Source organism: Mycoplasma sp. Pen4, from assembly GCF_014352955.1.
Classification (GTDB): domain Bacteria; phylum Bacillota_I; class Bacilli_A; order Mycoplasmatales; family Metamycoplasmataceae; genus Mycoplasmopsis.
On record NZ_CP060691.1, the window covers coordinates 12,823 to 27,085 of the forward strand.

Consider the following 14,263-nt stretch of genomic DNA (forward strand, 5'->3'; position numbering starts at 1 on the left):
AAAAGTTATAAAATTGAGACATATGAAAATAACAGAAAGTATTAAGGCATTATTTGCTACATCAGATACTTCAACAGGATCTGTTGCAGCAATGAAAGCAACACCTTTCGACATTCCTTTCCAAGTTTTTCTTTGGATGTCAGTGGTGTTTGTTATCTCACTTAGTTTGCCACAATTATTCAAATTAATCAAAGATAAAAAGACAGGAGACGTAAGTTTTACATCATTTTGAATTTTCCACATTGGAATTTTATTATGAGTAGTATGAGGTGCAACTAACCAGTTAAATCAGGTTATGTTAAACGTTATGGTTGCCGACGGTGTAAGTTTATTTGTAAATGGTGTTATGACTATTTTACTTTATAAACATAAAGCAGAATTTTCAGCTGAAAGAAAAATGCGTGGATACATTGGTGTAGGTATTACATGAGTTATTGGAGCTGTGTTAATTGGTTTCTACATTGCAGATTGAAACCACGACGCTAACAGTTTCTTATTAAAAGTACCTGCAACAGCATCTACAGTAATGGGATTTGTTTTCCCTGCATTAACTACTTTAGCATTTACACCTCAACTTGTTCAATCATTCAAAACAAATCAATGACAATCTGTTACATACTGAATGTATGTGTTATATGTTGTAAACAACATTGTATGAATTATTTGATGATGTTTAGGAATAGCACAACAAAATGCTCAAACAAACCCAGATACAGGTAGTTTATTTGCTGGACTTACATGACAAATAATTTCATTAATTTTATTCTCAGTGCAATTAGGATTCACATTACACGATAGAATCTTAATTAAAAAAGGAATAAGAAAAGCTCAATAAAAAATACGTGATTAAGTTCACGTATTTTTTCTAAACTCTAAAAAATAGTTTTATCAATGTTACCAGATATTGCTTGGTAAACTGCGTTTGCATGATCTTTACCAAAAAGTTCTTTTAAGATTGTAAAACCAAATTGTTCTGCTGAAACAGCATTACGTGCAGTGATGAATTGTTGATCAACTGTAACATCATTATCAGTACGTTTTTCTGTTCTTGTTAGAATACTTCATTCACTTGGATATGAAGAATATTTAACATCAGGTAATATTTTTGTTTCTGCAAGTACATTTGGTGCATCACAAATAGCAAAAACACGTTTTTGTGCATCGATAAATTGTTTAATTGTATTTAAGTTATCTTTGTTTGTTCTTAATGTTTGACAACCACTTCCGCCTGGAATAAAGATTGCATCATAATCATTTACATTCACTTCGTTTATGATTGAATCGACTGTTGTAATGTTAAATTGACCAACTGATTTATTAGCATATGATGAATAGAATGTGATTTCATCAAATTTATTTGATGCTTTAAAGATTGATAGTGTTGTTGTTAATTCAATATCATTGAATGTGTTTTCAAGTAAAACTAATAGTTTCATATTATTTTTTTCCCTTTCTGATTATTCCTCTTCATAAAAGGAATAAAAGTAAAGCAAGCGGCATTAATACAACTAAAACAAAGACTATGATATAAACTTTAAATCAAGCTTTGTTTTCTGATGATTTATCGCTATTAACTGTTGTAATAATAGTGTTTGCATCTTGCCCTAAATATTTTTTAAGATCCATGATACGTTTCGTATCATATAAGTTTGTGAATACAAATAGAGTAATAATCCCAAATGCAACACCTAGATCAACTCATAGTAATGTTTTAACATTTCCGAATGCGTTGTCGAAAATTGCTCATCAATTAATAGTAATATCATATTTGAATGAAGCAGAATTACTATGTATTTCTCAAATACCACCATATATGTTTAAGAACATTAAAATTATTAAATTGAATAAACCAAAGTATGTAATAACAAAGGCGAAAATTCAAGATAATCTCATTTTTTTCATTGTGGTAGCGCGAAAGATATCGGTAATAGTAGTGTTAGCTGCAAAAATATCACCGGATTGAGTACTTTCGCGGCATGCCACAAGGGTTTTTTTGATTGCTGAGATTTTAAATGTTGCTTTTATAAATAATGCAAACGAAATGAGAATTATTAATGCAAACATAATATATCAAGCTAAACCTTGTGTTGGATTTGATTCTTTTTGACCTGGAATTGTGTTTAAGAAGTAGTTCATTAAAACACCAATTCACGCAGCAATGAAGATACCAAATCAGAATCAGAAAGCAAATCATACAATACGTTTTTCACGTTTAAGTGTATTTGCTAATGGTCTTGATAATATCTCGTTTGAATCAACTTCTTCAATTCTATTTTGTTCTTCATTAATTGTTGCAGGCACTTCTGCGGTTAATTGTTGAACGCTTGAAGGTGATGTATTTTTAGGACGGAACATTAATTACCCCCCATTCTCCTTTGTATTTTGATTTGGTAATTTTATTTTACCAATGTAGTCGACTACATTTGCAAATGCTTCTTTTGCATTTAATGGTAGTTCATCATAATTGATTTTATATTCCTCAAGTTTTTGTTTGAATAAATCAGTAACAGTGTCGGTTACATCATCAATTACGTCTGTATCTAAGTTATCAATAAATGTTTTTACTGTAACTAGTAATGCACTATTTTCATTTGATGAATCTTTGTTATCTTTGTTTAATAATTCTTCAAATGTTTTAGATGCGGTTGTTGCAAATTCTTTTGTGAATTCATTTTGTTTTTCTTCTTTTGTTAAAGAAGAATATTTTGGATCCTCATTTAATTTCTTTTCTGTTTCATTAATTCAATTATCAATTGTATCTTTTGATAATGCTGAATTTATTTTTGTGTTATCAATAAGTTGTGATTTAAGTCCAGTTAAAGCTAATTTACGGACATCTTTATTCGCAAGCGATTGAGTTATGCTTGTAACTGCTTTTGTAAGTTTTTCAAAATCTTCAGGTGTCATATCCTTAGCTTTTTTAGATAATATTTTTCCAACTTCGGAACTACTATTGGCAATGTCACTAGCACCTTGAACTGCTAAGTTAACACCCGCCATATTAGCGCCCTTGCCACCTGTTATGATTTTTGTACCAAATTCATTAGTTACATATGATATTGTTGTATTTGCTGGTTCTGAAACTGATAATATATTTCCTCAAAATAATGTTGATGGAATACTTATAATTGCAGAAGGTAAACCAGCGAAAAATATTCTACGTAATCTTTTCTTTTTCTTTTGTTTATTTTTATTTCTTTTTATGAGTGAAATTATAAACATAACAATGTAAAAGATGATTTTTAAACCAATATAAATCAATAATGTGATTAGAGTAGTTGCGAAAGGTATTGCTTGCTCATAGAATTGATTTATGAAAGTGAAGTCATCACCAAAGTGTTTTTTAACATAATCCCGTATTGTATCTGCTAGATTTTCAGATAGTGTGCTTGCAGTAATAACTGCACCAATAATGGTTAAAATAAGAACGATAAGTCTTCCGATTGCTCATTTATATTTACCAAAATATCCGAATAGAAATGCAATGAAAATTGCTATACCAATTCAGATTGGAATAATTATTGCCATAACATTTGAAGAAGAAGTGTTAAAAAATGAATCTATTGTATTTGTGGTTGAATGTAGTTTTAAATAATCTGTCATGTTTTATTTTGTTCTAATTATAGATATTTAGCTTTTGGATAACGTTTTCAAGGATTTTTTTGTGCTATACGATCAATAAATAGCATTCCTTGTAAGTGATCTAATTCGTGTTGGAATACAATGGCTAAATAACCATTAGCGGTATAACGTAGTCATTTTCTTTCATTGTAACTGTAAGCATCCACAACTATTGATGCTGAACGATGAACATAACCTTCTTGTTTTGGTCATTCTTCATCGACACTTAAGCACCCTTCTCCTTCATCAAGTGCAACTTTTGAATCGCTTTTTGTAATAATTCGTGGGTTAAATAACACATCTTTAAAGATTGTGTTTCCGTTTTGATCTTGGAGATAGATGTAAAACACATTTTTCAAGATACCATATTGCACTGCAGCAACTCCTACACCAGGACGAAACTCAGTGTTTTCTGTTTGTGAGTCATCAATGTGATAAATCATTCTTTCTGCTAACTCAATATCCTCATCAGTAAGAGGAATTGGTACATCTTTTGATTTTTTTCTAAGGACTGGGTCCGGTAATTGAATTATTTTAATATCAAATTTTTTATTTTTCATATTTAAATTATAAATAATTTAAAATTATTTTAGTTATAATATTTTCAACACACAAAATAAGGAAAAAATATGATAATTTTTACATCTATACTATTGAATCTTATGTTTTTAGCAATAGGGTATTTAATAGGCTCAGCAAATACTTCTATCATTATAAGTAAGATCTTAAAGAATGATGTTCGTAACCATCATTCTAATAATGCAGGAGCAACTAATTCTGTTCGCGTATTAGGCAAGAAAATGGGAGCAATAATCTTGTTTATTGATATATTAAAAACTATTGCATCAGTATCGCTAGCATTTGGTATTTTAAGTTGAGTTAATATACACAATGACACTTCAGAATATTTATATGGAGTACCAATGTTTGCTGGTATCGGTACAGTTTTAGGACATAGTTTTCCAATTTTCTTTGGTTTCAAAGGCGGAAAAGGAGTGGCTTGTTCAATTGGTTTAATAATTTCTTATAATATAGTTTTATTACCTATTGCTGCAGTTTTCTTCTTTGGAGTTTTATTCTGAAAGAAATACGTATCACTTGCTAGCATGCTAGCAGCGATATTATTAACACCATTTCTCTTTATCTCTTGAATGTCTGAATCATCAATTGCTTTTGCAACAAATATGCAAAATTTATTACCTTATTCACCATTACAAGGATTAATTTACCTTGGGGCTCTAGGATTAATTCTATGAACTCACAGAGGAAATATTTTAAGATTAAAAAGACATGAAGAACGTAAGATTTCTTTTAGTAAATCAAAATAATGTTTTATCCATATAACACTTGCTGTATGGATTTTTTGATACAAAAAAACCAGTTTATTGCTAAACTGGCATTTATTATTTAATTTAATTATTTAACAACGTTGTAGAATGCTTTAATACCGTTAAATTTAGATGTTGTACCAAGCTCTTCTTCGATTGCAAGTAATCTGTTGTATTTTGCAATACGGTCTGTTCTTGATAATGAACCTGTTTTAATTTGTCCTGTATTCATTGCTACAGCAATATCAGCGATTGTTGTATCTTCTGTTTCACCTGAACGGTGTGATACAACAGCTGTCATATTTGCTTTTTGAGCCATTTGGATAGCTTCAAATGTTTCTGTTAATGAACCAATTTGGTTAATTTTAATTAAGATTGAGTTCATTGATTTTTCTTCAATAGCACGTTTTAAAATAGCTGTGTTTGTAACTGTAAGGTCATCCCCAACGATTTGGATTTTTTCTCCCATTTCTGCTGTGAATTTTTTAAATCCTTCTCAGTCACCTTCTGCAAATCCATCTTCGATTGAAACGATTGGGTATTTAGCAACTAATTCTTTTAAGTAGTCGATCATTTCATCTGTTGTATATGTGAATTTTGTATCTTTTAATTCTTCGAAACCAGGTTTTCCTTCTTCTACTGCAGCTTTTAATTTTTTGAATGTGTAAACTCCATCTTCGTAAAGTTCACTTGAAGCACAGTCCATAGCAATAGCGACTGCGTTTTCTCCTGAAGTAGCTGGTGTGTAACCTGCTAATTTAATAGCTTCAACTAAGAAATCAAGAGCTTCTTCATGTGATTTAAAGTTAGGAGCGAATCCACCTTCATCACCAACTTGAACACCGTGTCCGTGTTTTTTAAGTAATTTAGCTAAGTTGTGGAATACAAAGTTTGCCATTTGTAATGCTTCTCTGAATGATTTTGCTCCAACTGGCATAATCATGAATTCTTGGAAGTCAATTGTGTTTGAAGCATGTTCCCCACCGTTAATAACGTTTAACATAGGAACTGGTAATTCGTGAGCATTGAATCCACCTAAGTATTTGTAAAGAGGAATTTGTAATTCGTTTGCAGCAGCACGCGCAACAGCACATGAAACTCCAAGAATTGCGTTTGCTCCAAATTTTTCTTTGTTTTCTGTTCCGTCTAATTCGATCATTTTCATGTCGATTTCACGTTGTTGTGTAACTTCCATTCCAATGATGTGAGGAGCAATATCGTTGTTAACGTGATCAACTGCTAACATAACTCCTTTTCCACCGAATCAGTTTCCTTCGTATTTAGAACCTTTATCTCTTAATTCTAAAGCTTCACGTGTACCTGTTGATGCACCTGATGGAACTTTAGCGATTCCGTAACCACCGTATTGTGTGTAAACTTCAACTTCAATAGTTGGGTTACCACGTGAATCTAAAATTTCACGTGCATGAATTTTTGTAATTGCTGACATTTTAATATCTCCTTATTTGTCTAATTTATTATATAAATTTAGAATCTTTATTGATTTGTCTAAATTATAACACTATTTTATTTAGTGAGATAATCACAACAAAAGCACAAAAACTCTTTGTGCAAGTGATATATAACTGTTTTCACAAAATTTCCACATTTGATTGAAGAACAATTTATTTATTAACCAAAAGAATTAGAATATAGATAAGATGAAATCAATGAGATTAGATCTTAGCGAGTTTTAATTAAGTAACAAAAAATATAAAGAATCACAAAGGATATAAAATGAAAAGACAAGTATTTATTAAATATATAAATTTAACAACATACATACTTATATTATTTTCACTAATTGTTGCATTACCAATTTATGCAACTGTTTTTTGCAAATACTATTAATTCATCATCTCTACATGGAAGTAAATATGGTGGTATTGCAATGTTTTATTATTTAAGAGATTTTGTACCTACAATTGTAGTTAGTTTAATTATTATTTTAACAAACGCAATTATTCTTAAACGTTGCAAAAATTCTTGAATGAATTCACTATTCCCTTTTTTAACAAAGTCAGAAAATCTTAATTTGGAAGGTAAAGATGCTAAGTCAAGTGTCACAACTGTCAAAGTATCTTTATTTTCAGGTCAAAATGATGACTTAAAATTAGAAAAAGAGTATTCAGTTATCAAAAATGCTAAGTTTACTAAAACACGTATTCTGGCATTATGTATTTATAGTATTGTTACAATTGGATTTTTACTAGCATCACTTAGCTTTTTATTGTTGTGATGAACCAATTCATATGATGCTTTAATTCCAATGATAGTTGCTATTTCTACTATTGCTACTGGAATAGTTGTAACCATCTTACATAACTATGATATTTGAGTAAGTTTTATAAATAAAACTAAACAAGAAAAAAGATAACTGCTAATCATAAAAGAGTCACTAATTAAATGGTGATTCTTTTTCTTTGAATTTTGTTCTAAAAAACAAAAATAAAAAAATAAAAAAATGATGATACACCCGGTAAGTTGTTATATAATAGATTTGCTATTTATAAAATATAGCCGTTAAAAATTGTTAAATATATTATTCAAATAATATGAAAGGAAGCAAAAATGCCAACAACTAATCAATTAGTTACAAATGGTCGTAGCTCAAAAATTAAAAAACAAAACGCTCCTGCTTTAAGCGTTAGCTACAACTCATTAGAAAAAAAAGTTAAAAAAATGGCATCACCATTTAAACGTGGTGTATGTACTCGTGTTGCAACAATGACACCTAAAAAACCTAACTCAGCTTTACGTAAATATGCTCGTGTTAAGTTATCAAACGGTATGGAAGTTACAGCATACATTCCAGGAGAAGGACACAACTTACAAGAACACTCTGTAGTTTTAATTCGTGGTGGTCGTGTAAAAGACTTACCTGGGGTTAGATACCACATCGTTCGTGGAACACAAGATGCTGCCGGGGTTTCAAAACGTAACCAAGGTCGTAGTTTATACGGTGCTAAAAAACCAAAACAATAATAAAAGCATAATTAATTATTAATTTATAAAACAAACACACAAAATAAGTAAAAAAATAGGAGGACTTATGTCAAGAAAGAAAAGTGCGCCAATTCGTGAAGTGCTTGCAGATCCAGTTTTTAATTCTGTTATCGTTACAAAATTAATCAACCAAATTATGCTTGATGGTAAAAAATCTATCGCTCAAGACATCTTATATTCTGCATTCAACATCATTAAAGAAAAAACTCAAAGAGAACCAATGGAAGTGTTTTTAGAAGCAGTTGAAAACATTACACCACAACTTGAAATTAGAACAAGAAGAATCGGGGGAACAAACTACCAAGTTCCTACTGAAGTTTCTCCTCGTAGAAAACAAACATTATCACTTAGATGATTAGTTCAATACGCTAGATTAAGAAACGAAAAAACAATGGACCTTCGTTTAGCTAACGAAATCATTGATGCATCAAACAAAACAGGTGGAGCTATCAAAAAACGTGAAGATACACATAAAATGGCTGAAGCTAACCGTGCTTTCGCTCACTTTAGATGATAATCTTCATATAGGATATTATGGCTAGAGAATATTTATTAAAAGATTACCGTAACATCGGTATTATGGCCCACATTGATGCAGGGAAAACAACAACAACAGAAAGAATCTTATTCCACACAGGAAAAATTCACAAAATTGGTGAAACACACGACGGTGCTTCACAAATGGACTGAATGGCTCAAGAACAAGAACGTGGGATTACAATTACATCAGCTGCTACAACAGCATTCTGAAAAGGTAAAAGAATTAACATTATCGATACTCCAGGTCACGTTGACTTCACAGTTGAGGTAGAACGTTCACTTCGTGTACTTGATGGTGCAGTTGCTGTTCTTGATGCTCAATCAGGAGTTGAGCCTCAAACAGAAACAGTTTGAAGACAAGCAACAAACTACAAAGTTCCACGTATCGTTTACGTAAACAAAATGGATAAAGCTGGAGCAGACTTTGCTGCATCAGTTGCATCAGTTAAACAACGTTTAGGTGGAAACGCAGTTGCTATTCAATGACCAATTGGAGCTGAATCAGATTTCCAAGGTCTTATCGACTTAGTAACATTACAAGCATTTAGATACAATGGTGAAGCATCAGAAGAAGAATTTCCAACAGAAATTCCTGCTCACTTAGTAGATATCGTTAATGAAAAACGTCAAGAATTATTAGAAGCAGTTGCTAACTTTGACGAAGAGTTAATGATGAGAGTATTAGAAGGGGACGAAGTTTCAAAGGATGAATTTAAAGCAGCTATCAGAAAAGCTACTTTAACATCAGAATTCTTCCCAGTAGTTTGTGGAACATCGTTTAAAAACAAAGGTGTTAAGAAAATGATCGACGCTATCGTTGACTACTTACCATCTCCATTAGAAGTTCCTGCTATTACAGCACACATCGATGATAAAGAAGTTAAAGTTGAAGCTACAGATGACGGTGACTTTGCTGCTTTAGCATTCAAAGTTATGACTGACCCATTCGTAGGATCATTAACATTCTTCCGTGTATACCGTGGGGTTCTTGGAAAAGGAAGTTACGTATACAACTCAACTAAAGAACAAAAAGAACGTATCGGACGTATTTTACAAATGCACGCAAACAACCGTGTAGAAATCGACGAATGTTTTGCTGGAGATATTGCTGCTGCTGTTGGACTTAAATATACAACAACAGGGGATACATTAATCGATGAAAAATCACCAAGATTAGTATTAGAAAAAATGATCTTCCCAGAACCAGTTATCTCACAAGCTCTTGAACCAGAATCAAAAGCTGCTACAGAAAAACTTTCATTAGGACTTCAAAAATTAGCAGCAGAAGATCCAACATTCAGAACATATACAGATGAAGAAACAGGACAAACAATTATTGCCGGAATGGGTGAATTACACCTTGACATTATTGTTGACCGTCTTAAACGTGAATTTGGTGTTCAAGCTAAAGTTGGAGCTCCTCAAGTTTCATATCGTGAAACAATTACATTAGCCGCAGATGTTGAAGGAAAACACATCAAACAATCTGGAGGTAAAGGACAATACGGACACGTATGAATTAAATTTGAACCAAACCCAGATGGTGGATTTGAATTCGTTGATAAAATCGTTGGAGGTAAAATTCCAAAAGAATACATCAAATCTATTCAAAAAGGACTTGAAGAAAAAATGGCAGCTGGTATTTTAGCTGGATACCCAATGATCGATGTTAAAGCTACATTATTCGATGGATCATACCACGACGTCGATTCATCTGAAATGGCTTACAAAATCGCTGCATCTAAAGCTCTTACAAAAGCTAAAGATAAAATTGGTACAGTATTACTTGAACCAATCATGGACGTTTCTGTAGTTGTTCCTTCAGATCACATGGGGGATGTAATTGGTGACTTATCACGTCGTAGAGGACTTGTTAACGATCAAGAACAAAGAAACGATGGAGCAGTTATTGTTCGTGCTGCAGTTCCACTTTCAGAAATGTTCGGTTACTCAACAGAACTTAGATCTATGACAAGTGGACGTGGTACATACCAAATGCAATTTGATCACTACGACAAATGTCCTAAATCAATCGCTGATGAAATCATCAAACGTAGAAACATTCAAGACAAAGATGAAGATTAATATTTAACAATTTTCATTCATTAAATAATTAAAAATCAACCAATTTAGTTTGGTTGATTTTTTATGCAACAAATTCATCTGATATATAAATTGCGTTCTGTTCCATTTCTTTTGGACAAGTGAATTTTTTACTATTATCTGTAACTTGAACAAATAAAATGTCTTTTGTAAATCTTCTTTTATAAACTGTTCCATCTAGAAATTTCATTTCTAATAACATCATATTGTGAATAGTTCTTTTTTCTGGATCAGGATCATTTAAAAATGCTGGTGCTCAAAATGTATCAAAACTTAATAAGATTTTAGATTTTAAAAGTTCTTTTTCATTTTCTCAAAAGAAAATAGTTGCTGCTTTATATAATTTTTCAATTCCTTCATTACGTTTACTTTCTTCTTGAAACATAAATGTTGGATCTTGTGATAATTGTTCAGAAACAACTTGCTTAAAGTTATCAAAATTGAATAAATCTTTTTGACTTTTGATCATTCCATCAAGAAAAATTCTTACTGGGAAAAAGGTTGCATCATTCCCAAATAAATATGTGTATTCTGTTTCACACACTTCACATTTTGCTTTAACTAAATTTGACATATTAACTCCTTCAATATATTTATTATAAAGAATTAAAGAACAATAAATATAAAATTAACTTTTGTACCACAAAATTTCCATTTACACCAATTTCATTGGTATAAAAGTGCATTAAGATTGTAAAAATAAAGATAAACTAGTATAATTTAGGTACAATAAGCTAATTTACTAGGAGGGAATTATGAAAACAAAACACAAAATTGTTGCTCTTGCTAGCGATCACGCAGGATTTCAATTAAAAGATGAGTTAGCAGAGTACGTAAAAAGTTTAGGTTATGACGTTGTTGATTTAGGTCCTACAACTGACGCTCATTCAGTATCATATGCAGAAATGGGACACGAACTTGCTCACTACGTAGAAAAAGAACATCCAGCATTTGGTATCGGAGTATGTGGAACAGGTTTAGGAATTTCATATGCTTTAAACAGACACCATGGAATTAGAGCTGCTAGAGTTGCTTCAGTAGAAGATGCACACTTAGCAAAACAACACAATGACGCAAACGTTTTAGTATTTGGTGGACGTCAAGTTACTTTAGATGAAGCTAAAGCAATGGTAGATGAATACATCAAAACAGAATTCGAAGGTGGACGTCACCAAACACGTATCAATCAAATTGATGAGGATTAATACACATGTCAAAAATTGATAAAAATGATAAAGAATTAATGACAAACTTACGTGCTGATGAAGAAGAAGCAAAAGTTAAAAAACTAGAACCAGTATGACACATTTCACAACACCCATCTGGTTGAAAAGTTATTAGACAAGGTGGATCAAAAGCAATTAAAACTTTTGACACACAATTAGAAGCTATTGACTTTGCTAAAGAATTAGCAAAAAACAACAATGGTAGATATTTAATTCACAGTAAAGTAGGAAAAATTAGAGCTGGTCAAAATTTCTTTAAAGATAAACCGAAAAAATAATAAGAAGTGCTTAAAAGCACTTTTTCTTTACCAAAATACTTATGTCATAGTGCTAAAATATAATATTTTATATTTTCTATAATGTTTGTTTTTTTGTTATAATCTATATGCATTTATATAAACTTACATATATTAGCTAATACAGAAAGGAAATATAAAACATGGCAAGAAGAGACGTCTTAACAGGAAAAGGTCCTCAATCAGGTAACAAGCGTTCACACGCTATGAATGCATCAAGAAGAAAATTCAATGTTAACCTTCAAAAAGTTAGAGTTAAAATTGATGGACAAACCATGACATTAAGAGTAAGTGCAAAAACATTAAAAACTCTTAAAAACAAAGGAATGATATAATTCCATTCAAAAAATAATATAAAAATAACTACCTTGATCAAGTAGTTATTTTTTTGTATTCACAATTAAATTAATATCACTAAACTCTTCGTTTCCATATGTGAATGATAAATTAATTGATGATTTAGAATTGTAATCATTATTAACTGTGATTTCACCAAATTTAAATAATATATTATTTTTATTAGAAACATCTTTTTTAACAAGCGAATATTTTTGATCTTTATGTACTAAAACAAAGTTGTTTTCGATATATTTAGTAATTGAATTTTTATATATTTGATTGAATAATTCAGGATCATTTGTTGCTGTTACAATTTTATTTTCTTCTTCAGTTAACATAAAACCAAGAATTTGTTTTTTGCTTGCACCAAGTTTTATAAAACCAGGATTGTCAAGTAATAAAGGATCTACAATAAATCATTGAAGTAATGAAGTAACTAATTTTTCAGAAGATTCAGTAATCTCTTTAAATTTAAAAAATGGCGATGTTATATTGTATTTGTTTAAAAGAAATTGTGAGAAATAGTAAGTTTTGAGTTTGCTATCATTTTCATAATCGGAATAATCAAATCTAACATTACTATCAAGTGCTTTTGCAAGTTGATCTTTTAGTTCTTTGTAGTAAGTAATATCAGAATATGGAGTTATATAAGTGAATTTTTGTATCGATGTGGAAGAAGTGGCAAAAAGATATTTCATGACATCTAAACCAATTTTATCGTTGCTATTTTCGATAACTAAATTTGGTCCAGTTTCAATGCTCTTGTCAAAAATTTGTTCAAATCAATTAATTTGATTAATTGTTGCTCAATCTTGTGCAAGTGAAATTCCTGTTGAATCATTTGTGTTGAATAATTTATTATCTAGATTAATAATTGCATCTTGATTACCTTTGTTTCACTTGTAAATGTTATTTAATCCTAGTTCTTTTAGTTCCAATAAAATTTCATCATTAGTGTTTAAAAATACATTAATTGATGAATATAATGTTCCTAATGCTGGAGTGTTTATAAAGTTTCAAAATGAGTATGTATCACTTACAAGGTATTTAGAAGGATTTAAAGTTTTATCAATGTCAGTTCTATATTTTGTAGTAAGTTCTTTAGCAATATTTGGTTTGCAACTTAATAAGTTAACATAAACATTGTTGTATTGTGAAATATCACCAATTCTTTTAGGGAATAAATGCACATTTTCAATTGGTAATCAAATTTGAACTTTCTTATCTTTATTGTCTTTGATTGTTTTTACAAGACTATCAAAAAATGAATATTGACCATTATCTGTGGTTAAATTTGCTTGTCTTATTTTTACATTTAAATCATCATCGTGGGCAGTTATTTCTTTGTTATAAAAAGCATCTAAATTATCTTTGTTAATTGTAGATAGAACATCATTATCAACATTCATATACATAATAACACTTGTGCTTTTTGTAAACATAGATAACTTTGTCATAGTGTCAGAAGTTTCTTTTGTGTCTCCTGCAACAAAGATATTAATATCGGCTTGATTAATTAAATTTGTAACATCATCAAAATTTTCACTTGCCGGATTTTCTCAAACCAAATCAGATATTTTGTTAACTTTTTCCAAATCTTGCTTCGTAATAATTGTTTTAGAATAAATCCCATCACTTTTAAAGAATTCAATAGGTGCTGCTATTGAAATTGATGCACAAACTCCAAAACCAATCATTGAGTATAATTGTCATCTTTTAATCTTCATAAATACTCCTATGTTTTTATAATATACATTATAAAACATTAATTTGAATATACAATACTTGAAACTTTTCTGCAATT

16 protein-coding genes are annotated in these 14,263 nt (G+C 30.5%); 9 read left to right on the top strand and 7 right to left on the bottom strand.

What is annotated here, in order from left to right:
- The first annotated feature begins 22 nt into the window (after positions 1 to 22).
- The gene (locus H9M94_RS00070; protein WP_187469568.1) at positions 23 to 835 is read left to right on the top strand and encodes a PQ-loop domain-containing transporter; all 813 of its coding nucleotides are present in this window, start codon (positions 23 to 25) and stop codon (positions 833 to 835) included.
- A gap of 37 nt (positions 836 to 872) precedes the next feature.
- On the opposite strand, the gene H9M94_RS00075 is transcribed toward H9M94_RS00070, so the two are convergent.
- From H9M94_RS00075 to def, 4 genes are all read right to left on the bottom strand, one after another.
- The gene (locus H9M94_RS00075) at positions 873 to 1,436 is read right to left on the bottom strand and encodes a DJ-1/PfpI family protein (protein WP_187469569.1); all 564 of its coding nucleotides are present in this window, start codon (positions 1,434 to 1,436) and stop codon (positions 873 to 875) included.
- Position 1,437: 1 nt separating this feature from the next.
- A complete protein-coding gene (locus tag H9M94_RS00080; RefSeq protein ID WP_187469570.1) occupies positions 1,438 to 2,355 on the bottom strand; it encodes an MSC_0882 family membrane protein in 918 nt (305 codons plus the stop codon).
- Between the two features lie 3 nt (positions 2,356 to 2,358).
- Positions 2,359 to 3,528, bottom strand: coding sequence for a hypothetical protein (locus tag H9M94_RS00085; RefSeq protein WP_187469571.1), 1,170 nt, complete (start codon positions 3,526 to 3,528; stop codon positions 2,359 to 2,361).
- Positions 3,529 to 3,620: 92 nt separating this feature from the next.
- A complete protein-coding gene (gene def / locus H9M94_RS00090; RefSeq protein ID WP_187469572.1) occupies positions 3,621 to 4,181 on the bottom strand; it encodes a peptide deformylase in 561 nt (186 codons plus the stop codon).
- A gap of 69 nt (positions 4,182 to 4,250) precedes the next feature.
- Here def and plsY point away from each other — a divergent pair, with 69 nt between their 5' ends.
- Positions 4,251 to 4,949 carry a glycerol-3-phosphate 1-O-acyltransferase PlsY gene (plsY, locus tag H9M94_RS00095; protein WP_187469573.1) on the top strand — a complete coding sequence of 233 codons (699 nt, stop codon included), beginning with the start codon at positions 4,251 to 4,253 and terminating at the stop codon, positions 4,947 to 4,949.
- An 88-nt stretch (positions 4,950 to 5,037) separates the two neighbouring features.
- On the opposite strand, the gene eno is transcribed toward plsY, so the two are convergent.
- Positions 5,038 to 6,399, bottom strand: a complete 1,362-nt coding sequence (eno, locus tag H9M94_RS00100) for a phosphopyruvate hydratase (protein ID WP_187469574.1) — start codon at positions 6,397 to 6,399, stop codon at positions 5,038 to 5,040.
- Positions 6,400 to 6,771: 372 nt separating this feature from the next.
- Here eno and H9M94_RS00105 point away from each other — a divergent pair, with 372 nt between their 5' ends.
- The 4 genes from H9M94_RS00105 to fusA all read left to right on the top strand — a co-directional run bounded on the left by H9M94_RS00105 (position 6,772) and on the right by fusA (position 10,580).
- Positions 6,772 to 7,326 (top strand): hypothetical protein, encoded by a 555-nt coding sequence (locus tag H9M94_RS00105; RefSeq protein ID WP_187469575.1) that lies wholly within the window; start codon positions 6,772 to 6,774, stop codon positions 7,324 to 7,326.
- Positions 7,327 to 7,520: 194 nt separating this feature from the next.
- The gene (gene rpsL, locus H9M94_RS00110; protein ID WP_187469576.1) at positions 7,521 to 7,934 is read left to right on the top strand and encodes a 30S ribosomal protein S12; all 414 of its coding nucleotides are present in this window, start codon (positions 7,521 to 7,523) and stop codon (positions 7,932 to 7,934) included.
- 67 nt (positions 7,935 to 8,001) lie between these two features.
- On the top strand, positions 8,002 to 8,472 hold the full coding sequence (gene rpsG / locus H9M94_RS00115; RefSeq protein ID WP_187469577.1) for a 30S ribosomal protein S7: 471 nt from the start codon (positions 8,002 to 8,004) through the stop codon (positions 8,470 to 8,472).
- Between the two features lie 17 nt (positions 8,473 to 8,489).
- Positions 8,490 to 10,580: an elongation factor G gene (gene fusA, locus H9M94_RS00120; protein WP_187469578.1), complete on the top strand. Its 2,091-nt coding sequence runs from the start codon at positions 8,490 to 8,492 to the stop codon at positions 10,578 to 10,580.
- Positions 10,581 to 10,641: 61 nt separating this feature from the next.
- On the opposite strand, the gene H9M94_RS00125 is transcribed toward fusA, so the two are convergent.
- A complete protein-coding gene (locus H9M94_RS00125) occupies positions 10,642 to 11,172 on the bottom strand; it encodes a hypothetical protein (protein WP_187469579.1) in 531 nt (176 codons plus the stop codon).
- Positions 11,173 to 11,353: 181 nt separating this feature from the next.
- On the opposite strand from H9M94_RS00125, the gene H9M94_RS00130 reads away from it, so the two are divergent.
- The 3 genes from H9M94_RS00130 to rpmB all read left to right on the top strand — a co-directional run bounded on the left by H9M94_RS00130 (position 11,354) and on the right by rpmB (position 12,455).
- Positions 11,354 to 11,803 (top strand): RpiB/LacA/LacB family sugar-phosphate isomerase, encoded by a 450-nt coding sequence (locus H9M94_RS00130; RefSeq protein ID WP_187469580.1) that lies wholly within the window; start codon positions 11,354 to 11,356, stop codon positions 11,801 to 11,803.
- 5 nt (positions 11,804 to 11,808) lie between these two features.
- Positions 11,809 to 12,102 (top strand): DUF2188 domain-containing protein, encoded by a 294-nt coding sequence (locus H9M94_RS00135; RefSeq protein WP_187469581.1) that lies wholly within the window; start codon positions 11,809 to 11,811, stop codon positions 12,100 to 12,102.
- A 161-nt stretch (positions 12,103 to 12,263) separates the two neighbouring features.
- On the top strand, positions 12,264 to 12,455 hold the full coding sequence (rpmB, locus tag H9M94_RS00140) for a 50S ribosomal protein L28 (RefSeq protein ID WP_187469582.1): 192 nt from the start codon (positions 12,264 to 12,266) through the stop codon (positions 12,453 to 12,455).
- Between the two features lie 45 nt (positions 12,456 to 12,500).
- On the opposite strand, the gene H9M94_RS00145 is transcribed toward rpmB, so the two are convergent.
- Complete coding sequence (locus H9M94_RS00145) at positions 12,501 to 14,186, bottom strand: hypothetical protein (RefSeq protein WP_187469583.1); 1,686 nt, start codon at positions 14,184 to 14,186, stop codon at positions 12,501 to 12,503.
- Between the last annotated feature and the right edge of the window lie 77 nt (positions 14,187 to 14,263).